General features: G+C 58.4%; 17 protein-coding genes, 7 pseudogenes and 1 other annotated feature. Of the genes and pseudogenes, 8 read left to right on the forward strand and 16 right to left on the reverse strand.

The window, feature by feature from the left end; genetic code table 11:
- Positions 1–165: 165 nt before the first annotated feature.
- The 5 genes and pseudogenes from QFZ94_RS44215 to QFZ94_RS44235 form a co-directional block, all read right to left on the reverse strand.
- Positions 166–412, reverse strand: a pseudogene (locus QFZ94_RS44215) (SET domain-containing protein-lysine N-methyltransferase); the annotation flags it as partial.
- Positions 413–764: 352 nt separating this feature from the next.
- Positions 765–1,070, reverse strand: coding sequence for an ABC transporter permease (locus QFZ94_RS44220; protein ID WP_429464275.1), 306 nt, complete (start codon positions 1,068–1,070; stop codon positions 765–767).
- Positions 1,071–1,373, reverse strand: a complete 303-nt coding sequence (locus QFZ94_RS44225; protein WP_429464277.1) for an ABC transporter permease — start codon at positions 1,371–1,373, stop codon at positions 1,071–1,073.
- 140 nt (positions 1,374–1,513) lie between these two features.
- Positions 1,514–2,347: an ABC transporter permease gene (locus tag QFZ94_RS44230; protein ID WP_429464278.1), complete on the reverse strand. Its 834-nt coding sequence runs from the start codon at positions 2,345–2,347 to the stop codon at positions 1,514–1,516.
- A 64-nt stretch (positions 2,348–2,411) separates the two neighbouring features.
- A complete protein-coding gene (locus QFZ94_RS44235; RefSeq protein WP_429464280.1) occupies positions 2,412–2,906 on the reverse strand; it encodes a hypothetical protein in 495 nt (164 codons plus the stop codon).
- Here QFZ94_RS44235 and QFZ94_RS44240 point away from each other — a divergent pair.
- A complete protein-coding gene (locus tag QFZ94_RS44240; RefSeq protein WP_429464350.1) occupies positions 2,899–3,123 on the forward strand; it encodes a hypothetical protein in 225 nt (74 codons plus the stop codon). The two genes, QFZ94_RS44235 and QFZ94_RS44240, sit on opposite strands and share 8 nt — an antisense overlap.
- On the opposite strand, the pseudogene QFZ94_RS44245 reads toward QFZ94_RS44240, so the two are convergent.
- From QFZ94_RS44245 to QFZ94_RS44275, 7 genes and pseudogenes are all read right to left on the reverse strand, one after another.
- Positions 3,079–3,375 (reverse strand): annotated as a pseudogene (locus tag QFZ94_RS44245) (IS6 family transposase); the annotation flags it as partial. The gene QFZ94_RS44240 and the pseudogene QFZ94_RS44245 overlap by 45 nt on opposite strands.
- Before the next feature lie 23 nt (positions 3,376–3,398).
- A pseudogene (locus QFZ94_RS44250) lies at positions 3,399–3,567 on the reverse strand (IS110 family transposase); the annotation flags it as partial.
- Positions 3,568–3,659: 92 nt separating this feature from the next.
- Positions 3,660–4,568, reverse strand: a complete 909-nt coding sequence (locus tag QFZ94_RS44255) for a LysR family transcriptional regulator (protein ID WP_410852768.1) — start codon at positions 4,566–4,568, stop codon at positions 3,660–3,662.
- Positions 4,569–5,479: 911 nt separating this feature from the next.
- Positions 5,480–5,689 (reverse strand): hypothetical protein, encoded by a 210-nt coding sequence (locus QFZ94_RS44260; RefSeq protein WP_410852767.1) that lies wholly within the window; start codon positions 5,687–5,689, stop codon positions 5,480–5,482.
- Between the two features lie 59 nt (positions 5,690–5,748).
- Positions 5,749–5,940 carry a hypothetical protein gene (locus QFZ94_RS44265; RefSeq protein WP_429464283.1) on the reverse strand — a complete coding sequence of 64 codons (192 nt, stop codon included), beginning with the start codon at positions 5,938–5,940 and terminating at the stop codon, positions 5,749–5,751.
- Positions 5,941–6,332: 392 nt separating this feature from the next.
- Positions 6,333–6,464 (reverse strand): hypothetical protein, encoded by a 132-nt coding sequence (locus QFZ94_RS44270; RefSeq protein WP_410842613.1) that lies wholly within the window; start codon positions 6,462–6,464, stop codon positions 6,333–6,335.
- A gap of 403 nt (positions 6,465–6,867) precedes the next feature.
- Positions 6,868–8,022, reverse strand: a complete 1,155-nt coding sequence (locus QFZ94_RS44275) for an IS110 family transposase (RefSeq protein WP_429464285.1) — start codon at positions 8,020–8,022, stop codon at positions 6,868–6,870.
- On the opposite strand from QFZ94_RS44275, the gene QFZ94_RS44280 reads away from it, so the two are divergent.
- Both QFZ94_RS44280 and QFZ94_RS44285 read left to right on the forward strand, forming a co-directional pair.
- Positions 7,939–9,165: an ABC transporter ATP-binding protein gene (locus tag QFZ94_RS44280; protein ID WP_429464287.1), complete on the forward strand. Its 1,227-nt coding sequence runs from the start codon at positions 7,939–7,941 to the stop codon at positions 9,163–9,165. The genes QFZ94_RS44275 and QFZ94_RS44280 overlap by 84 nt on opposite strands.
- Before the next feature lie 94 nt (positions 9,166–9,259).
- Positions 9,260–9,616 (forward strand): annotated as a pseudogene (locus QFZ94_RS44285) (helix-turn-helix domain-containing protein); the annotation flags it as partial.
- Positions 9,617–10,023: 407 nt separating this feature from the next.
- On the opposite strand, the pseudogene QFZ94_RS44290 reads toward QFZ94_RS44285, so the two are convergent.
- Positions 10,024–10,289: pseudogene (locus QFZ94_RS44290) on the reverse strand (DUF1488 family protein).
- Between the two features lie 1,066 nt (positions 10,290–11,355).
- Here QFZ94_RS44290 and QFZ94_RS44295 point away from each other — a divergent pair.
- Both QFZ94_RS44295 and QFZ94_RS44300 read left to right on the forward strand, forming a co-directional pair.
- A complete protein-coding gene (locus tag QFZ94_RS44295; RefSeq protein WP_429464289.1) occupies positions 11,356–12,288 on the forward strand; it encodes a ribosome-inactivating family protein in 933 nt (310 codons plus the stop codon).
- A gap of 126 nt (positions 12,289–12,414) precedes the next feature.
- On the forward strand, positions 12,415–12,636 hold the full coding sequence (locus QFZ94_RS44300) for a hypothetical protein (RefSeq protein WP_429464291.1): 222 nt from the start codon (positions 12,415–12,417) through the stop codon (positions 12,634–12,636).
- Positions 12,637–13,762: 1,126 nt separating this feature from the next.
- Here QFZ94_RS44300 and QFZ94_RS44305 read toward each other — a convergent pair.
- Positions 13,763–15,000, reverse strand: a protein-coding gene (locus tag QFZ94_RS44305; protein ID WP_429458928.1) for an IS3 family transposase whose coding sequence is annotated in 2 segments (ribosomal slippage) — positions 13,763–14,697 and positions 14,697–15,000 — 1,239 coding nt in all. Because the reading frame shifts where the segments join, the coding sequence is not laid out codon by codon here.
- Positions 14,594–14,710, reverse strand: a sequence feature (AL1L pseudoknot). It overlaps the preceding gene by 117 nt.
- A gap of 132 nt (positions 15,001–15,132) precedes the next feature.
- Here QFZ94_RS44305 and pycTIR point away from each other — a divergent pair.
- A pseudogene (pycTIR, locus tag QFZ94_RS44310) lies at positions 15,133–15,680 on the forward strand (Pycsar phage resistance system effector protein PycTIR); the annotation flags it as partial.
- A 464-nt stretch (positions 15,681–16,144) separates the two neighbouring features.
- On the opposite strand, the gene QFZ94_RS44315 reads toward pycTIR, so the two are convergent.
- The gene (locus QFZ94_RS44315) at positions 16,145–16,903 is read right to left on the reverse strand and encodes a 4'-phosphopantetheinyl transferase family protein (RefSeq protein WP_026228739.1); all 759 of its coding nucleotides are present in this window, start codon (positions 16,901–16,903) and stop codon (positions 16,145–16,147) included.
- A gap of 27 nt (positions 16,904–16,930) precedes the next feature.
- Between QFZ94_RS44315 and QFZ94_RS44320 the strand changes: the two genes are divergently transcribed.
- Entirely contained in the window at positions 16,931–17,155 is a 225-nt protein-coding gene (locus QFZ94_RS44320; protein WP_429464293.1) for a hypothetical protein, read from the forward strand.
- A 941-nt stretch (positions 17,156–18,096) separates the two neighbouring features.
- Here QFZ94_RS44320 and QFZ94_RS44325 read toward each other — a convergent pair.
- Entirely contained in the window at positions 18,097–18,357 is a 261-nt protein-coding gene (locus QFZ94_RS44325; RefSeq protein ID WP_429464294.1) for a hypothetical protein, read from the reverse strand.
- A 923-nt stretch (positions 18,358–19,280) separates the two neighbouring features.
- Between QFZ94_RS44325 and QFZ94_RS44330 the strand changes: the two are divergent.
- Positions 19,281–19,814 (forward strand): annotated as a pseudogene (locus QFZ94_RS44330) (formyltransferase family protein); the annotation flags it as partial.
- Positions 19,815–19,849: the final 35 nt, after the last annotated feature.

Here is a 19,849-nt window from a genome sequence, read left to right on the forward strand (position 1 = left end):
GCAGCGGGGCACGACCAGATATGAGTACGGTTCACGGGTGGCTTCCGACCGTTGATTTGTCTGACATAACCCATTTCATCACTGTACCGCACAGAGCGGGGCCAATTCGCTGTCCGCCGGCCTGAGTACAACCAACGGCAACGTGGCATCACTGTCGACGTTGAAGTTGGCGGAGCAGGTGTGATTCAGAAAGCGGGCGCTGTTGCCACCCCGGTTGCCGTCGATCACACGCCTACAGACCGAACGCGAACATGTGCCCAGTCTCAGAGCGTTGACGAAGGGCGGTGCGCGGCCAACTGGTCAATTCCCCCTTGTACTCGATGACCCTGTAGCTCGCGGCGAGCGGTTGCAGCGCGAACAGTCCTCTGCCATGCATGGGAGAACGTCGCGCGGGGATGCGGCGCAATCGCATGGTGTCGCCTCCGTCGGGTGCGTCGGTCAGTCAGGGCGATTGGTGGCGCGCGGAACCACATCGCTTTGCCCATTCTCATTGATTGTCCTTTCTGTCAATAGTGCAACTAACGGTCAAGACCCCCATACCACCATGTTCGGGCTTCGCCGCAAGACCCAGCTGACAAAAAGATCACCAAGCCGGGTTGCAGTCGCGCCGGGATGCACGTGGTTAGCACCAGTTAGCGAGACCTGATTGCTCAGGTCGGGCGGCCGAAGCAACGAGAAGGTCGCACGTCACTGCGCGCACGCCTAGCGGTTCATCGACCGTAAGCCGTAGATCTTCTCGACCGCCAGGAGAAACACGATTGGTATCAGCATCTGCACGTACTGATCGCGGCGATGGAAGGATCGAACTGGTTTTGCAAATACGACAGCATGACGACAGGCAGCGTCGTTGTGTTGGCGCTGCCGAAAAAGTAGGACACGCCGAGGTTGTCGAGCGAAATCAGCACCGAGAACAGCGCGCCGGCGAAGACACCCGGCGAGATCAGCGGCAAGGTCACGTGCCAGAAGCGTCGCCAGATGCTTGCGCTCAGCACCGACGCCGCTTCGCCGAAACCGGGGTTCAGGTTCTTGCATGCGGCGATCGTCGTGCGCAGTACATACGGCACTGACACTCACGTGTGCGTGATCAGCAACGCGGCGAACGAATTGCCGATGCCGAGCTCCGACAGGTAGTACAGCGACGACAGCCCGACCACCAGCGGCGGCACCGCGATCGGCGACAGCAGGACCGGCGTCGCCGCATGACCGATGCGTGAGCGCGTGTTCGCAAGCCCGAGGGCGGCCGGCACCGCGAGCATGATCGCGAGCGCGGTCGATGCGCCGGCCAGCAGCAGGCTCGCGATCAGCGAATCGGTGAACGGCTTGTATTCGATGAAACGCCGATACCAGCGTAGCGACAGTCCGCCGACCGGCACCGCGACCGATTCGCCAGTGTGAACGACGCCAGCACGACGATCACGATCGGCGCCAGCAGGAACACGACGAATAGCGCGATATACAGCGCCAGCGCGCCGTTGCCGAGCTTTTCGAACAGTCGGGAGCTAGGTGAGCGTGCTCATCGACCTGCCGCCTTGCCCCGGCCGATCAATCGTCCCTGCGCATACAGGCAGATCAGCACGATGATCAGCAGCAGATTGCCCGTCGCGCTCGCGAGTCCCATGTCCTGCGACTGGCTGAACTGCTGGAAGATCAGAAGCGGCAGCGTCACGCCGCCGCCCAGCAGTAGCGCACAGATGAAACTGCCGTTGACGATCATGAAAACGGTCAGACACCCGGTGATGATCCCCTCGACCGACAGCGGCAGCGTCACCACCACGAACGCGCGTAACGCGCCGGCGCCGAGCACGCGCGCCGACTCTTCCAGACGCTGATCGGCCGAGCGCAGCACCGGGATGATCGACAGCACCATGAACGACACCATCACGTGCACACGATGATCCCCAGCGCGAGCAGCGTGTCGTTGATGAGGCCGTGGCGCGCGCGCAGCACGTTCCAGCCGAACGTGCGCATGATGCGACGTGAGAAGCGGCATGATGAGCACGAACATCAGCGGGCTCGCGAAGCGCGCCGCGCGCCGCGCCATGAACCACGCGACGGGGTAGCCGATCACCAGACACCACAGCGTCGTCAGCACGCTGACCCTCAGCGTTTCGATCATGATGCCCACGTAGTACGGATCGGTGAACAGCTTGTGGTAGTACGCGAACGTGAAGGCGGAATGGGTGCCCTGAATCGCCGAGATGCCGACGCTGCGCATCGCGTTTTCGTAGAGCGGCATGCCGAAGAAGGTCGCCAGCACGAGGAGCGCCGGCGCGCACAGCATCGCGTACGGCGATATCCATCGACGCGTGCGGTGGCTCGCGTGCGGCAGCGTGGCGAGCGTGCTCATCGGGCGTCCCCTTCGCCGGGTTCGCATTCGAGAACGACAAGATCGTCGGGGCCAATCGACACACTCATCGGATGACCCGCGTCGAGGGCCGCTGTGCACGCAGCCTGCTGATAGACGCTGACGGTCTGCCCGAGCGAGGGCGCATCGATGCGGTACGCGTGCTGCGAGCCGCGGAACGCCGCGCGGCGACGACCCCATCGAAGCGGATATCGTCGGGACGCGGGTCGCCGACGCGCAGCTTTTCCGGCCGCACCGCGACTTCGCCGCTCGCGCCCGCCGCGAGCGGGCGGTTCAGCGCATGCGCGACGCGACACGTAGGCGTCGCAGCGGAGCGCACGTCGCCGGGTGCGTCGCGGATCGCAATATCGAGCCAGTTGCGTTCGGCGCGCACGACCGAAAACGGCAGGATATTGGCCGCGCCGAGAAACTCCGCGACGAAGCCAGTGCGCGGCCGGTCATACACTTCGTTCGGCGTGCCCGATTGCAGGATGCGCCCGTGATTCATCACGACCACACGGACGCTCATCGTCAGCGCTTCTTCCTGGTCGTGCGTGACCATCTCGCATCGTGATGCCGAGCTTGCTCTGCAGCGACTTGAGTTCGAACTGCATGTTCTCGCGCAGATTCCTGTCGAGCGCGCCGAGCGGCTCGTCGAGCAGCAGCACCGATGGATTCGTCACGATCGCCCGTGCGAGCGCGACGCGCTACTGCTGTCCGCCCGACATCTGCGCGATGCGGCGCTCGCCGTAGCAGATACGGTTCAGCGCGCAGTATGACGCACCTCTCGTCAAGGTGCTAGGTTGAACCGGGCTTGCGCCGCGCGGCTTTCACCCGGTGCGCCAAGCTCTTGCCGAATTTCTCGCACCAGCATCGGATCGTCTCTTAGCTCACGGTCACCCCGCGCTCAAAGAGCAACTCCTCGATATCGCGCAAGTGCTCAACTGAAAGCGGAAATAACAGCGTACCGCGCAACTGATCACTGCGGTGGGAAAACGGTGGCCGTGATAAACCGATTTCGATTTCTTCATCGCACTATCTAACCGGTCACCTCGCTAACCTGACAATGCCTCCGCCTGAGCTGCGTAACTAGTTTCGCAATGGCTCCAGGGGTTTTCACGATTTCGCCTACATACCGCACCTCGCCAGCCGTGTCGGCAACCCGCCACGGCAATCGTTTCCTGATGTACATCCAAGCCCACGTACTTGCTAAACTTGTTCATGACCTATACCCTCAATGCGGCTTTGAGCCGCCGTGTAACCCACCTCAAGCTTAATCCGCGTACCTTGAGTGCGGCAGGTCCATACCTGATGTCTAGGCGAAGTTTTGCGCCTCCTCGAGTAAGATCTCGCGCATCCAGATGCTTGCAGGATCACCATTGTGTAGCGAAGGCCATTGAATTGCTTCGGTAAATGAAGAAAGTGGCAGAGGCACTTCTGCGATCCGCAGAGGGGTTAGTTCTGAAAAGTGCTCGGCCAATCTCAAGGGGAGCGTAGCGATACGGTCGGTACGCGACAGGATGGAAGGGACGACACTGAACGTGGGCACGACAACCTCCTCGCGCCTTTTCAGACCGAGATCGAGCAGGAAAAACTCTTCGATCGAGGGCCTGCGCGCCCGCCCGAACCTCACCGTTACGTGTCCCATCGACATGTACTTCTCCAGCGCAATGCGGTGCGATAGCTGTTTATTTGTCGGACAGCCTACGCAAACGAGCCTCTCCTCAAAAAGAGCTGTCTTGGGATGGGTATCTGCCAGCAGCAACTCCGGCAGGAGCAGAAAATCGACTTCGCCGCGCCCAAGTAGGACACCGGGTTCATCATCTGGGAAAACGAACTCGAAGCTAACAGAGGGCGCCTCCCGCGCAACGCGTTCGACGACCTTCCGGAAATAGACGAGCGTCATAAAATCGGACAGGCAGACCTTGAAGCGGCGATGAGATTTGCTGGGCTGGAACGCGTCGCGCGAAATGATGGAAAGCTGTATGTGCGATAAGGCCTCCCGAACCGGTGCGACGAGTTCCGCCGCCCGCGCTGTTGGGACGAACTCGCGGCCCCTCATGACGAACAGGTCATCTCCGAAATAGTCACGTAGCCGTGCAACGGCAGCGCTCATGGCAGGCTGGCTCAGATTGACGTATTGGGCCGCGGCCGTCAGATTGCGCTCTGTCATGAGCGCATCCAGCGCAACCAGAAGATTGAGATCCAAGCCCTTGAAACGCATATTCAAAAATCCGTCTTATGTGTGACCTAGGTCGGAGCACTCGATAACACTCTTCCGAAGGCCGCAAAGTTGCTGCATTCAAACTTAAGACAATGCTGATCAATTCCACCGCTACCGATTGCCATGCGTTATAGCGTGGACATACAACGGTAAAATGCAGAAACGATGAAGCAACTGACCGTGGCGATGGCGGTCGATCAATCCGCAGGATTCGGAGCGCAGCGCTCACCTACGCGACGCGAACCGGAACATGTCGTTTCTGAAGGTTTGCAAAGTTTACGTTCGCTTTGCCAAATTCAGCCGCATTTACGCTGCTTGTCCCAGCGTAGCCTTAACGTCCGTGTGTGCAACGACCAAGCGAGGGGGAATCTCGGCGCGATTCCGTCAGACAACTGGACCGTCCGAGGCTCCATGCGCGCCTCAATAGCGAATCCGCGATAACGGCCGACGATATGTTTCACTGGTTGACCCCCCACACGATTTCGCGAGCAAGCATCTTTAGCACGGAATTGCCGGGCTCGCCGAGACCGCTGCGACGATTGCCGCGATCGACCGGTGCCAGGTACCCGGCGTTTTCTTGCCGATCGCCTCAGTGGGCAACGGAGCAACTGCGGCGACCGCAGGTGTCTTCGTGTGCGTCAGCGTCCGTGACCATCGACATCCGGACGTGCACTGAAGCGCGGCTCGTCGATCCATGCGGCGAGCCAGTCATGGAGTTGTCCCCAATCGTCGGCAAGGTCGAGTTCAAGTGCGTGTAATCCGCTGTGACTACCGTCGTCGCCCTTGCCAATGCACGCATAGATTGTCCGTGCGCCATTCCACCAGGCGATCAGGCCATCGTCCCGGCGGGTATCAAGACTCGCAGGTGCGACAGGCGGGCATCGAACTCTTCGAACCTCATCGCTCGCGTCTCAATGCACGGAGCCGAAGAACGCCATCGCGCCTTCGGCTGGCATCAGGCCCGCCCTGAAGTACCCCTCAAGCCGGTCCGCGATCGCTTCGTCGAGCGTGAAGGGCGGATGGATGTAGCCCACATTGAACGCATGGTCGTACCAGTCGCTAAGCCACGCGCGCAATTCGATCACATATTGAGGTAATGTATTCAAAGCGTCGTCGTGCATGCAAGTCTCCCTTGGCTGCGGAACGATCAGGCTGCCTTGCGGCCTATCCCCATCTCCGGTCAGCGCCTGTCCGGCGGAAACACATGCCACAAAAAGAAGAGGGAAAGCGCCCCAGTTGGCCGCTCGATCCGAATGCGCACACGGCACGTTTCGCCCGAGCGGGAGCGTTCCTGCAGCACGCTCGCTGTCCGGTCACGCGTCGAGCAGGCAAGTTTTTCGACCTGAGAGCGTAGCGATGTGTTGCCCGCCATGATTTTCCCGACAATGCATGATGAATTGATGCTACGGTCGATCGATGCGCGCGCCCAATCGGCGGCGGCGGAATGTTGCCTCAGGAAGCGCTGATTTCAGCCGTCAGGGTTTTCCGAATTGGAACAGCGTGAAGGGGTCGCTTCACGAAACGGAAAAAAGCACTTTAGTCTGAGCCAGGGGCGGCGAACCCGATCAAGCACCAGGGTGCTGCGTTGCAGGGAACGTACAAACTAGGTCCGGGATTTCCCGCGAACTAGCGGCCTTCGTCGCGGACGAATGGAATGATGCCCTGTCGGTAAGCGCTGTGATCTCGTCACACGGTCTTGCATGGCGTCCGGCACTTGCTCGCCGCGAAAGGTTGGCTTCATGGGATTCGTGCAATCCGTATGAGTCAGTTGCCCAGTTCGGCGAGTCCATGAACATCGCCCTCGCGCTCGACCAGGCGCAGACACGTGTCCAGCTTCTCGCTGCTGCCGTCAAGCAACCGGTCACCCAAGGCCCGGTCGTTCGACTTGCCCAGCAAGTTATGTAGTACATGGTATGCCACAAGAAGGTGGTACATGGAGCAGCGCAAATCATTCGCTCACCCTGACAGCGACGGGCACGGCGATGCAGATCCGCAATGGCCAGCCCGAGTTTCTCACCGACATACGAAAGCGGTATGCCGTCAGGGGGCGCTTCAGAAAACGGAAATAATCTATGATCGCCCCCGTTTTTGCAACGCTGAATGGATGCATGGTTGGCTTGCGTAAATCTATTCGGCGTCGTTGTGGGGATCGCTCCCCGCGCCACGATGAATTCGCGCCTGACAGTCCTAAAAAGCACGTCGGCTTTGCGGTAAGCCGATATTTTCCACAGGGTGTCCGTCAGGCCGGTGTGCCGTTCATGTCATCAGCTTCAACAGTCGCAAAACCAGGTGGGACGGTTCAAATTGAGGTCTCAGGCCTCAACATGGTGGTGTTTAGAGTGAACGAGGCATGGTGCGCCGACAATGCCCACGCGATACGCGCGAATTTGTTGGCCAGTGCACAAGCGACCACGTTGGAATGCCGCCTAGCAAGCATCGAACGGACCCACTCGGCCAGTGGACCAGCCTTGTTGGAAACCCTGTGCATGTAGGTCCGTGCGCATTGAACGAGGAGTCTACGAATATTCGCGTCCCCCCTCTTGCTGATACCCAGCAGGTTCGTGCGGCCGCCCGTGCTGTATTGTGGGGGCACGAGTCCAATGGACGCTGCGAAGTCCCGACTGCTCGCATACTGCTTGCCGTCGCCGATCTCGGCGGCAAGCACGCTTGCGGTGACAGGACCGACACCCGGAATGGAGAGAAGACGTTGACCTAGATCGTTGTCGGCCAGCTGCATCGCCAGTTCGCGGTCAATCTCTCCGATCCTGATACCAGGATCGTGCACGACATCGACTTCGAGATTGCGCGCGGCGAGGTGCTCGCCTTGATCGGCGAATCGGGCTCGGGCAAGACCACGATCGCGCTGTCGCTGATGGGCCATGCTCGCAGCGGCTGCCGCATCGCGGGCGGCTCGATCCGGGTCGGCGACACCGACGTGCTCGGACTCTCGCCGAAACAGCTCGAGGGATTGTGTGGCCGCAAGGTTGCCTATATCGCGCAAAGCGCGGCGGCCGCGTTCAACCCGGCGCGCTCGATCATGGACCAGGTGATCGAAAGCGCGCTGATTCACGGCACGCTCAGCAAGCGCGCCGCGCAGGCAAAAGCCGTCGAACTGTTCCGCGCGCTCGCGCTGCCGGACCCGCAGAAGATCGGCCAGCGTTACCCGCACCAGGTGTCGGGCGGCCAGTTGCAGCGGCTGATGGCGGCGATGGCGCTGATCACCGACCCCGCCCTCGTGATCCTCGACGAGCCGACCACGGCGCTCGACGTCACGACGCAGATCGACGTGCTGCAAGCGTTTCGCGGCGTGATCCGGCAATGCGGAATGACCGCCGTCTATGTGTCGCACGATCTGGCGGTGGTCGCGCAGATGGCCGATCGGATCGTGGTGCTCAGCAACGGTGAGATTCGCGAAACGGGCCGCACCGAGCAGATTCTGCATGCGCCGGCCCATCCTTATACGCAGAGCCTGATAGCCGCGGTGACGCCAGTCGCTCCCGCTGCATCGACCGCGGCCGCGCTGGACGCGTCGCAATGCAATGCTGGGCCGCTGCTCGAACTGCGCGGGCTGACGGCCGGCTACGGCGGCACCGACGCGCACGGCTGGCCGCACAAGATCATTCTGCGCGACGTCGACCTCGCGATCGGCCGTGGCCAGACGGTGGGCGTGATCGGCGAATCAGGTTCGGGCAAGACCACGCTCGCGAAGGTGATCGCGGGGCTGGTGCCGATGGCGCGCGGCAAGCTGCTGCTCGATGGTGAGCCGCTTGCCGCCAACCTGAACCGTCGCAGCCGCGAACAGTTTCGCTGTATCCAGATCGTGTTCCAGAACGCCGACACGGCGCTCAACCCGACCCATACCGTCGAGCGCACGCTGGCGCGCCCGTTGAAGTTCTATCATGGCATGAAGGGCGAGGCGGCGCGGCGCCGCGTCGCCGAACTGCTTGGCCTCGTGCGCCTGCCTGCCGAACTGGCGCAACGTCGCACCGGGGAGTTGTCGGGCGGGCAAAAACAGCGCGTGAATCTCGCGCGGGCGCTGGCCGCCGAACCGAAGCTGATCCTTTGCGACGAAGTCACTTCCGCGCTCGATACGGTGGTCGGCGCAGCCATTCTCGAACTGCTGCGCGATCTGCAGAAAAAGCTCGGCGTGTCGTATCTGTTCATCACGCACGACATCGCCAAGGTGCGCGCGATCAGCGACGACATCGTCGTGCTGTACGCAGGGCACCGCGTCGAGGCGGGTAACCGCGACGCGTTGTCGGCGCCGCCGTACCACCCGTATTCGCATCTGCTGGTGTCGTCCGCGCCGGAACTTCGCGCCGGCTGGCTCGAAGAAGCGGGCGAGCGCTGTCATCAGACGCTGCCGCCGATCGGCGAGCCGGCCAATGAGCCGCAGCTATGCACGTTTCTCGCACGTTGTCCGATGCGCATCGATGGGGTCTGCAACCGCACGCCGCCGGCCGCGCGCACGCTCGAGAGCGGCGCGCAGGTGCTGTGCCATCGCAGCGAAGCGGAACTGCAGCAGTACCAGAACGGACCGCCGGACGGCGCTACTGCGGCTGGTGGGCTCGCGCAGTCCGTCACGCTGCGCGTCTGATGGCCAACTCGCGCTTCGCGATGACGGCATCCGCCGTGTCGAATCGGTGTCGTCGGAGCGGCGCGCATGATTTTGTGGCCCGAGGGGATACGACATGACTGGAATCTTCGACTACACCGCCAGCGGCACGACCGTGGTGATGTCGCGTGCGATCAGGCGGGCCGTGGCTTTTATCGAAAGCTCGTTCGCGCAGCCCGTCAGTCTTGCGACGCTCGCGGCGACGGCGGGCTTGAGTGTGTCGCGCTTTGCGACGCTGTTCCGCAAAGAAGTGGGAATCTCGCCGCATCGTTATGTGTGTTTGGTGCGGATCCAACACGCCAAGCGGCTATTGCGCGACGGCGTCCCGCCGTGTGAGGTCGCGACCGAGGTCGGGTTTTTCGATCAGAGTCACCTTGGCCGACATTTCCGGCGCGCGGTCGGCGTGACGCCGGGGCATTTCGTCGCTTCGCCGGAGGCGGTCAGCGCGTGCGATAAAGCGATCGCGCAACGGCAATTCTGTCGGTCAGTGGAATCGCGGGCCGTCTCGAACTTGTGCAACCTACGACGTCACAAGGCTAAGCCGACCCAGTTAGACCGGTTGAGCATGGTGGACCTCGCGTTCGACCCCATACTGGTCTCACTATCTGTACGAAGCGCTGGGGCGATGCCTCCCCTGCTAGCCCAAGCCATTGAATCGTCTGGGAGATTGCCTGGCTGGCCGCACTACACGCGCATTTTCGCACGGCTCGCCTGTGTGTCGACCGAATCGAAACGAAGTGAGCGCAACGGGAATTTGATGAGGAGCATTCAGCGGGACAGCCTATACCTGTAACAGGAACTCGTCCTCGGTCGCCGTCGCCACAGACGGAAACCGGTGTCTCATGGGCGCGAGAAATCTGCCAGCGTCAGCTCAATTCCTGCTGCGGGATGGGCAAGCAACTTTCGTTCGGCTATCGCCTGGATGCGGCCGTACCATCGCGAAGGTTTGAGGATGCGCGCGTCGCCTGCGCGCGGCTCGAGGCACAAATACGCTTGGAGCGCCGTAATCGTGATCATGCATTCGATCGCGCGGTTCTGGAAGGCAGAGAAAATGCCACGCCGAGGCGACTGGCGAGCACCTGCGGTTCAAGTTCGACGGTTGCCATTGGTGACGAGTACGGCTGCACGGGTTACAAATTCGTTAGACTGCGTCACCTTATTAACCACTAACGAATTCGATCGACCAATTTTATTGGATCGTTTCCTGTTTCCGAGACCGCCGACGTTACATATCTAAAAGGCCGCTTTGCCGGTTTCAAGGCACCGCGCCACTTTCCGGCGGTCTCTACTGTTCCTGACTCTTCCACATAGCGGTGGTTATTGTCGCCGGTCCTTCCTCTCATGCCGAACCACGCGTTCCAGCGTCGACAAGCCCAAGATCAGAGTGTTCGAGTTCGACTCGACAAAAATGGAAGGTTTCCCGCGTTTTTAGCCAGCAGAGCTCTTTGTTCTCTTCGCTGTGAAAGTACCGATAGAGGAACTCAGCGAACACAAGGAACGCTACGTTAGGACGCAGCGAGGAATCGCAGTCAGAGTCACATCCATGAAGCTCCTCAGAATGCCAGAGTTGCAAGTCCCGCGATCACGTCAAAGCCAATAAAAAGGCCGCCGACCGGAGTGTAACCGATGTCGAGTCTCTGATTCGTTCATGGATTTTTTGAACATGTCGTTGTGGCCCCGCTCAAAAGGTTTGTCTGCTTTCGCTGCCGAACGATAGCAGCAGACAGGACCAGTCGTTCCACTTGCACCACTGTCTGAATTCCCGGCGCCCCCTATCGGTAGCGACACAAACTGTCGGAATTGTCCGGTTTGTTTGTTGATGCTATCGGTGAATGGGCTTTAAGGGCTTTCGAGCTTCTACTTGCTATTGGCGTTGGCTTGTTGGCATAGATTTAGCAATTGAGTATGTGGTTAGGCTAATCTTGTGGGAGTGGGGCTATGCGTAAGTAATCCAGCTGCTAGGCTCATCCAATGTCGGCGTGCCCCTGTATTTGCGCAAATTGATAATTGGCGCCGCTATGTGAAAAAGGCCGCCTCAGTTTTGAGTGCATTTATGCGATTTTTAGATAAAATTGATTGTGCTTAATATGTGGCAACTTCGCTTAATAAGCAAAGGGGCATCAGGATCGCGAATTTCGTTTTGAGATGACGCGATATAACGGTGGAGTTTTGATGAAAAAAGTCATGAAGGTCATTTTAATTTCGTGGTGTTTTTCGACCTGTTCATTTTTATATGCTGCCGAATTCAGGGTCGATTTTAGTTCCCCGCAAAAATATGTTCAATCGTTGGGTGCAATTAGAACTGCAATGGGCGATGCGATGTCGCTCGCGAATATCCCTGGCAATAAAATTTTGTATCAATTAAGGCCCGATGCGTCAAATATTGTAGAGGGGATTACCATTGAAATAATTGGAGTTGGTCCCAATGACCCATCCTCAAATACAGATGTTAGGTTTGTGATGAACCCATCCGATTTGTACCTGGCAGGGTTTATCGTTGCGCGTATATTTTACCGATTTTCTGATTTTTCGGATACAGCCAGCGGAAGAGTACAGGTGAATGCGCCACGGCGTTTGGCAGATTTCACGGTAAATATGACAGGAGATTCTAGCTATCTCTCGTTGGCAAGGAGTGCCGGAGTAAGCGCGGATAGAACAGATTTGTCAATCGATAGATATTCACTGATGAAGGGGTATAGGAACCTAATGAATCATGTTTCTTTGACTAGTGCGATAAACGGAGCGGAGGCAAGGGCCTTGCTATCGTACGCAACAGTGCTATCAGAAGCGGTAAGGTTTCGTAGTATCCAAGGGAGTTTTGCATCGACTGCATTAGGCGATGATGCTTTCACTCCATATCGATTGAGTCTCGAAGATTCAAATAGAACTACGCGGTGGGATCGGCTAAGCGATGAGATACGTAAGGTTCAGTACGGCGCAATAAAAATTGCTACGCATGGCGTGGCCCCGATCTTACTAACAAACGTCAGAGACGTTTTCGGAATGACGACCAGCACGGGCAAGAAGATCGTATCAAAGACTCCATCCCTTCCATATAACGATTGTGTTCAGGGTAATATCGGGCGGTGTAATATGGGATTCTGATTGTCTTTCGCGTGTTCTTGCGTAGTCGCGATTTGTTTGAATTCGGTAGATGGGGGCGCCTGTCGGGCTTTTGCGTGGTGATTTTTAATGGGCAGTTAACTTTGAATTTTTACTAGGATGTGCGAAATGTGGGCCAAAAAATATGTTCTTTGTATTTCGATGGCAGGTGTGATGTTGCCATCTGGTTTGGTATTTGGCGGGGGATATTATCATGAGGGGTATATTTCTAGTCCAAAAGTAAATCTTCAGGGTGGGGAGTGTGAGATTGGCCTCGCAGGCTATCAATCTTCCTCCCGTTTCAATGGGGGAAATGGTCGTGCGACGCAAGTATTCGTCACCCTATGCTAGATATCGCCAGGCACGCTCACGCAATCGAATCGAGGGTCAATGTGACATATGCAGGGCGTGGGACCTATTCGAAGCCCATTTATTCGAATTTTGGAAAACCATAGTAGCGCACGGCATCAGACCGGTAATGCCGCACCTTGGATCGCCCGGCGCGGACTTTGTCAAATTGAAGGTCGAGTCCATTAGATCGGCAGGATGAAGAAGAGTCAATCGTCTTCCAAGGTTGCGCTTCCCGGCCGCGGTGATCGGCTCCGCGGTACGCTGTATCACCGCTTCAATCTGAGCCTGCGCGAGGTCGAGGCGCTACGTATCTGTAAGCGATGCCTCACCCTTGCAATTACCCGCACCCATTAGCGGGTAGGTGTCACGCGACCAGTACTTACCATGGCCGCGTGAGGCCAGCCTCAACTTCATCCCGATCACAGCAGCCGAGTGCCTCCGTTTCTTCGATTCGGTGGCTGCGACGGATCGCGCCACATACCCATAAGGATCAAGCGAGACTGCCGTCGCCTTGGCGGCCCCATGTCGCCCCAAAAGAACGTTGGCACCTTCGCGCAGTGACGGGTCTTGGATTTCAGCTTGAACGACGCCTGGAAGAAGTTGATGTAGAGCGGCGAGACCTGCTAAAGGGGGCAAGGATTTCCGTGGCCCTCCAGGCCTCGGCGCCTTCCGTAGCCGACCAAGCGGTGAACGATAGCGCCATTTTTCTGCTAGACCCACGCCTCGTAGTTCTTCTTGTATGCACGCGACCGAGTAAGCTCGATACCCGTTGGTTTGCAGAAGTAGCACACCGTCTCGTTCATGAAGGCGCTATCGTTGTCGCAATCTAGACCGCGCAGGGGAAACGGCAATGCACTGCGGACCTGCCTAATATGCTCCAGAACGAATGCGCCTCTGCGACACGGCCTGACCAGGCATTCGGTCCATCCCGTCGCGATATCAGTCATCACAAGCGTGTGCACGAGCTCGCTGTCGACCTTGCCGCCACCACAATGCGGCACGAACTCGATCTCGAAATAACCGGATAGATGACCTGCGACCGGACTCCGCTTTCTCACGTTCGCAGACACCCCACGGACGGCGCTGCTGAACCGCCCCGGGTTTCCCGGAGACTATTTTGCTTGAGTCATGCCACGGCGGCAGACCCAGCGAGATTTGCATAATAAGCGGCTTCGGCCTGCGCGGGTGGAATGTTGCCGATGGGGCCGAAGAGCCGACGATTGTTGAACCAGTCCACCCATTCGAGCGTCGCCATTTCAACGGCCTGCAGATTGCGCCACGGTCCGAGGCGATGGATGACCTCTGCCTTGTACAAGCCGTTGATCGTTTCAGCCAGTGCGTTATCGTAGGAGTCGCCCACGCTGCCCACCGACGGCTCGATGCCCGCCTCGACCAGCCGATCCGTATAGCGGATCGATACGTATTGCACGCCGCGGTCGCTGTGATGGATCAGCCCGTCCTGCTGCGCCGGCTGTCGTTCGTACAAGGCCTGCTCCAGTGCGTCCAGAACGAAGTCCGTGCGCGCCGAGCTCGACACGCGCCAGCCGACAATGCGTCGGGCGAACACGTCGATGATGAACGCGACATAGACGAAGCCCTGCCAGCTCGATACATAGGTAAAATCTGAAACCCACAGCGCATTGGGCCGTTCGGCCGTGAATTGCCGCTTCACCAGATCCTTCGGGCACGGCGTCGAACCATCGCTCACTGTCGTACGTACCGTCTTGCCCCGCACCACGCCGCGCAGGCCCATCTGCTTCATCAGCCGCTCGACCGTGCAGCGCGCCACGACAATGCCTTCGCGCTTCAATTGCGTCCAGACCTTGTCTGCGCCATAGACCTGGAAGTTTTCTTCCCACGCGCGCCGGATCTCATCCTTGAGCATCCTGTCACGCTGGGCCCGCGGCGGCACCAGGTCAGGATTGGCGCGGCGAGCCACATGGGTGTAGTACGTCGACGGTGCGATTGGCAGCACCCTGCAGATCGGCTCGACCCCGTAGACGTGCCGGTGATCATCGATGAACGTGATCATCACTTCGGTCGGCGGTCGAGCTCCGCCTGTGCGAAATACGCTGACGCCTTGCGCAGGATTTCATTGACCTGCCGAAGCTCACGTACTTCCCGCTCCAGTTCCTTGAGCCGATCCTGCTCCTGCGTACTCGTGCCCGGGCGCAAACCCCGATCCCGCTCCTCCTTGCGCACCCAGCTACGCAGCGTCTCGCCCGAGCAGCCAAACTTCGCCGCAATCGACGCGATCACTTTCCATTGCGATTCCCGGTCGCCTTGATGTTCCAGCACCATTCGCACAGCCCGCTCACGCACTTCCGGCGAGTATCTTGGGGATTTCTTCTTCGTGTTTTCCATAGCTCCATTTTCTCAAGAAGTGGAGTCTCCGGAAAACCCGGGGCGGTTCACTGCCGGCACCGAATTGTAGCCTGTCCTCCATCAGAATATCGCTGCTGCTTGTTTCCCAAAGGCGGCACGGAGAGAGCAAGAATGATTGAGAGATTTTCTGGGGAAACGGGCAAACGCCTGCGTGTTGAAGCGTTCACGGGCCAGAAGCTCGTCGGCGGCGACAAAGATCTGGCCGCGGAGTTGGCCGACATGGCCGAACTGATTCAGGTCAAGACTTGCGACGTTATCATCCAGCAGGACGCCACCGACAACGACGTGTATTTCATCATCACCGGCGCGTTCGACATCGTCGTCAACCCTACGCCGATCCGCCGGCGGTTCCCCGGCGATTCGGTCGGAGAGATGGCAGCCGTTGAGCCGATCCAGAAATGGTCTGTGACGGTTCGTGAGGCAGAGGATGCCCTTGTCGCGAAAATCACGGAACAGCAACTGAGCGAGCTCGGCAGCTGCTATTGCAGACCTCTGACGCCGGATGGCAAAAGAACTCTGGAAACGCCTGATCGGGGCGCAACCAGATCGTAAACGCGAAGTGCGACAAAATCCGCGTTTTCGTGATTTCGAGCGCTGAGGCGCTTGATGTCTCGCACCTGCTGCAATCCATGTTCGCACACGACAAGTTCCTGACCGTGAATGGTAGTCTTTACCGGCGACTCTAAGAATACGTCCGCAGCCGGATGTGCGCTAAAATTTCCGCTACCGTCCTCGACATTACAACTCGCATCACCGCCGATGTCTACAACATGTTGGCTGACCAGTCGAAGTAGACGAATGGCGTTGACATGTGGGCTCCAGAGTATTGGGGGGACATGGGAGTCTGGACATACACATCGACGTGTAAAGGGCAGTCCAGCCATTGCTAGCATGTCATGGTTGGCACGTGCCATACGGGCAATTTCAATTTTTGGTATTTCTGGTCTCAGGAAACGGGCCGAATCTCACCAATTCCTTTTCTCTGCAACGGCGCTTTTGATCAGATCACGATGATTTTTGCACAGGTTATGCATTTCGGATGCGCCGACCGGCTGCTTTCGCTTCGCGCTAGCGCAAACTTTGGTTGGAGTTAAATTCTCGAAACGCTCAAGCTACATTGTGCCTACGCATCGCACCAAGCGGCGTCGCGCGACCACACGACACACGCGGCATAACCGTTCAGGGCACGAAGCCAAACTGCGTCGAGATTCGCAATCAGGTCGCGATTGCACACACTCTCCTCGGAAACTACGATGCTTGGCTCGTGCTGCCCGTCGCCAAGGACAGAAAACCATGTCATGCCTCCTCCGATGCCGACGCCACGCGCCTTCAACACCGCTTCCTTTGCCGTCCATACGTCATAAAATGCGTCGGTTCGTCTGTGCATCGGCAATGCGGTTACGTGTGCTTCGTCGCGCGGCGCAAACACCGCTGACGCGAGTTTCCTCCAGTTGAGGTCATTGCGAGCAAATTCGATATCTACACCAACCGTCCGTCGCCGCGCAATTGCGACCAGACCATACTGCTCAGAATGCGAAACGTTGAAGTCGAGTTGCCGACCGGGGCCCCCTTGTATCGACTTATCGAGACGCGGTCGACCACCGGTGTCTAGCTCGAAACGCAATTCACTTGCCTTCAAATCTGTTCGTTCGGCCAGCAACTGACGCAGCACGACGCGCGTGATGGCACAACGCAGCGCATCGTCGCGGCGTCGGAAGCGCGCGACCTTTTCACGCTCATCGTCCGAGAGTGGAGCGAATGCGGGACAGTCGAGCGTCGCGCGAAAATCGAAGGTGATGAAAAAGATCTCAATATCTGCTGCCGAAGCACGTGGTACAGCGAGCTCGCGCACATCGAAAGCCGACGTTGCTGGGACAGTCATCAATTCGCTCCGATAGTGACGGTACTCTTGACGAGCGAAGCCGCGCCGCAGCGCCGACATGTGATTCGCGATATTTTCAACGCGCTGCGCTGGATGGTGCTGGCCGGTGCATCTTGGCGCATGCTCTCGACCAGTTTCCCGCCGTACGAAATGTGCGAGTGCACCGATTGCAATCCGTCGCGCGCGGCGATTGGGGGCCGTGCCAGCTGTTCGCTGCGAGAACCCAATACGTCAATGACGCTCTCTGGATGATAACGGATCCACGCCCATGCCGTCTCGATCCGTAGTGCCCGCACTCTCCGATTGCCTTGATTGCTGATGGCCTTGGCGACCTGGCTCTCACCACTGTCACGAGGCTCAAACCGCCGCCAGAACAGTTCCAGTGCCAGTCGCGAGCCACCAACGGCCCCAATGCCACTCAGGGCGTTTGAGGCGATCGATTCGCTTCCGCTCGGCTTCGGGAGGCTCCCGAGCGTCTCCTTTTCCAGTGTCGCCAGTTACTGCTTAAGGAGCACCAGTTGTTCGCATTCGCGCAACAGCCGTCGCTGAAGTTCCAGTGGTAGTGGCGTACCGTCGTGGCACCGTACCTCGCCGCGTGCACAGACGTGCGGTGAACTTCCGGCTGTCGACTCGACCCCAGTAACCGAGGGGGACCAGTAGCTTGCACGTGCGCCGCCGGTGTTGTGGGACTTCCCTCTGCAGTTGCCCACGGTCGCGTATGACGTTGCACGACGTCTCATCGGGCAGCAACGGCACACGGATCGCGTGCACGCGATCCCGTTTACCATGCGGCCAACACACGCAGGTTGATGGCCAGCACGATTACTTCCATTCGGTGCGTCTTGTCGCGCTACTTCTGGCGTTCCACAGAGATGCTTGTGGGATCGACAAGACAGCATTCGATCCCGCGACCTTGCAAGGCATGACAGATCCAGAACGCGTCTTGGCCGGTCTCATAGCTTGGGCAATCCATAGTTCATCTGGCAACGCCCATTTCTGCCGCTGCTGTCCAATCAGGGACAGCGCCGGCTACAGACGTGATGCAGCCCGTTACTGCGTGACCGTATGCACGGCTGGCCGATCTTAGCTAGCTGGCCACCTCATCTCAGCGTTCGATTGCTTGAGAAACTCTTTCAGACTGCAATCTGCGACAGCTTGTCGTTCCATTCTTGCGCGAGTGTGTCGGTGACCGGTCAGTTACTTGGATGGACCAGCATGAAGCGCCGTTGCGCAAGATCTGCGTCGACCTGCGCGCGTTCTATAGCGCGCAGGCGTAACCGATCGGCTTCAGCGTGACGCGCTTCGATTTCCCTGCGCATCTGCCCTGCCAACTCATCGGCAGCGGGAGTCATCGACGCGACGATCAACGCGTAAACTGTTTCACCCGATCGGCGCTCCGTCAATTGACTGGCAGCAAGGTTCTCCAAGAGCGTCTTGTGCTTGATCGCAGACATATTAGGCTTCCTGTCTTCCGCGTAGCGTAACGGAGTCGGAAAAGCGACCACAACGACTGCAGATGGCGCCTCCCTGCAGAACTGGCGCACCCTCGCCAGGTGGCAACGATCGCGCGACTTCAAACCCGCGACCATGCATCTTGGGCTCGGTGCACTAGATAATCGGCCGACCTCAGCCAGCGCCGCCTCGTATTCGCACTCCTCCTCTGATCCGCCCGCAGAAGTCGTTCGATTCATGCTTCTGGGTCGGGCACTACCGGATGAATAACTCCCCACGCTCTGGAGCTTCCGCCAAATTCGGTGCCGCTCAAAGCCTCAGAAACTGGGGGATATTAGAAAATCGCTAGGACATCGAAAAAACATTTGATATCAATGCGGTGCACGAACGGTGGCATGATAGTACCCATTCCGTACCGGCTGCAGTGTCTGATTTGCTTTGCGTGCACAAGGTTTTTCACTGATAGGGGCGCATTCGTGCGTTGGCAGGCGAATTCCAGAAGGTCGGGTACTTTATTCGGGTTTGCAAAAAGTAGTTGCGTTGTCTTGGCTACGTCGCCGATCGGCGCAAACGCAAATGCATGAGCGGTAGTTTGGGCTGGAGCAAAGGGGGCAGAGATACATCTGCGGGCGGGAATCGTGATGAAGCGGTGCGCTCAGCTTCTGCTCGCAGTAGGCGTCGACGTGATGCGGATGGGAACGCTTGCCATTCTGACGTGTACGGGAGAAATCGCGACATCAGCAGCACCGGATCTTTGTTCGTGAGTCGCAGGGAGCTCGTCAACGCGCCGGCTGTGTCAAATGGCGGGCGCGTGTTCACGAACCCGCATTCAGCGGCAGCATTGCGTTCGATGCTTTCCGTGGCGGTGTCGTCGTAACGGCGGCACGCTTGGCCAAATGACTTCGGTCTTGGCTGGGAGATTAAGATGTTAAATCGTATTTCCTTGGCGCGCCCGGATCATGGGGCGAATAAGCGGTTAGCCTTATCAAAGGTGTCTAGCGTTATTGTCGGTAGCGGTACGCTAGCCATTAGGTGTGCTCAGCTAGCCCAAGAAAGGGGGCACGTGATCCGCGCGGTACTTTGTGCGGACTCCCGGTTTTCCGAGTGGGCCACCGGTGCCAATATCCTATGTTGTAGCAGCGTCGACGAGCTCTCGACATTTATAGATATTGAGCCCGTTGAATATATATTTTCTGTCGCCAATCCGTTCATATTGCCAGTGGGTATGCTTAGGCAGGCACGTCAAGGCGCTTTCAATTATCACGATGGACCCCTCCCTCAATATGCGGGAACTCATGCCACTTCTTGGGCCTTGCTTGCTGGTGAAAGCGAATATGCAATTACGTGGCATTGTATGGATCAAGGCGTCGATACTGGTGATGTGGTCGTTCGGCGTCAGGTTTTAATAACGCCGACCGACACCGCATTCACCCTAAACATTAGATGTTATGAAGCTGCTATCGAGGGGTTCCGTGAGTTGCTAATTGGATTGAC

The organism is Paraburkholderia sp. JPY465, assembly GCF_050436725.1.
In the GTDB taxonomy this organism is placed as follows: domain Bacteria; phylum Pseudomonadota; class Gammaproteobacteria; order Burkholderiales; family Burkholderiaceae; genus Paraburkholderia; species Paraburkholderia youngii.

What these genes read in the sequence shown, in the direction of transcription:
- QFZ94_RS44280 (WP_429464287.1), top strand. Translation starts at nt 7,939, where the DNA reads ATGGCCGATCGGATCGTGGTGCTCAGCAACGGTGAGATTCGCGAAACG.
- QFZ94_RS44230 (WP_429464278.1), bottom strand. Translation starts at nt 2,347, where the DNA reads ATGAGCACGCTCGCCACGCTGCCGCACGCGAGCCACCGCACGCGTCGA.
- QFZ94_RS44265 (WP_429464283.1), bottom strand. Translation starts at nt 5,940, where the DNA reads ATGGCGGGCAACACATCGCTACGCTCTCAGGTCGAAAAACTTGCCTGC.
- QFZ94_RS44295 (WP_429464289.1), top strand. Translation starts at nt 11,356, where the DNA reads ATGAAAAAAGTCATGAAGGTCATTTTAATTTCGTGGTGTTTTTCGACC.
- QFZ94_RS44325 (WP_429464294.1), bottom strand. Translation starts at nt 18,357, where the DNA reads ATGTCTGCGATCAAGCACAAGACGCTCTTGGAGAACCTTGCTGCCAGT.
- QFZ94_RS44260 (WP_410852767.1), bottom strand. Translation starts at nt 5,689, where the DNA reads ATGCACGACGACGCTTTGAATACATTACCTCAATATGTGATCGAATTG.
- QFZ94_RS44300 (WP_429464291.1), top strand. Translation starts at nt 12,415, where the DNA reads ATGTGGGCCAAAAAATATGTTCTTTGTATTTCGATGGCAGGTGTGATG.
- QFZ94_RS44275 (WP_429464285.1), bottom strand. Translation starts at nt 8,022, where the DNA reads ATGGGCCGGCGCATGCAGAATCTGCTCGGTGCGGCCCGTTTCGCGAAT.
- QFZ94_RS44315 (WP_026228739.1), bottom strand. Translation starts at nt 16,903, where the DNA reads ATGACTGTCCCAGCAACGTCGGCTTTCGATGTGCGCGAGCTCGCTGTA.
- QFZ94_RS44235 (WP_429464280.1), bottom strand. Translation starts at nt 2,906, where the DNA reads ATGGTCACGCACGACCAGGAAGAAGCGCTGACGATGAGCGTCCGTGTG.
- QFZ94_RS44255 (WP_410852768.1), bottom strand. Translation starts at nt 4,568, where the DNA reads ATGCGTTTCAAGGGCTTGGATCTCAATCTTCTGGTTGCGCTGGATGCG.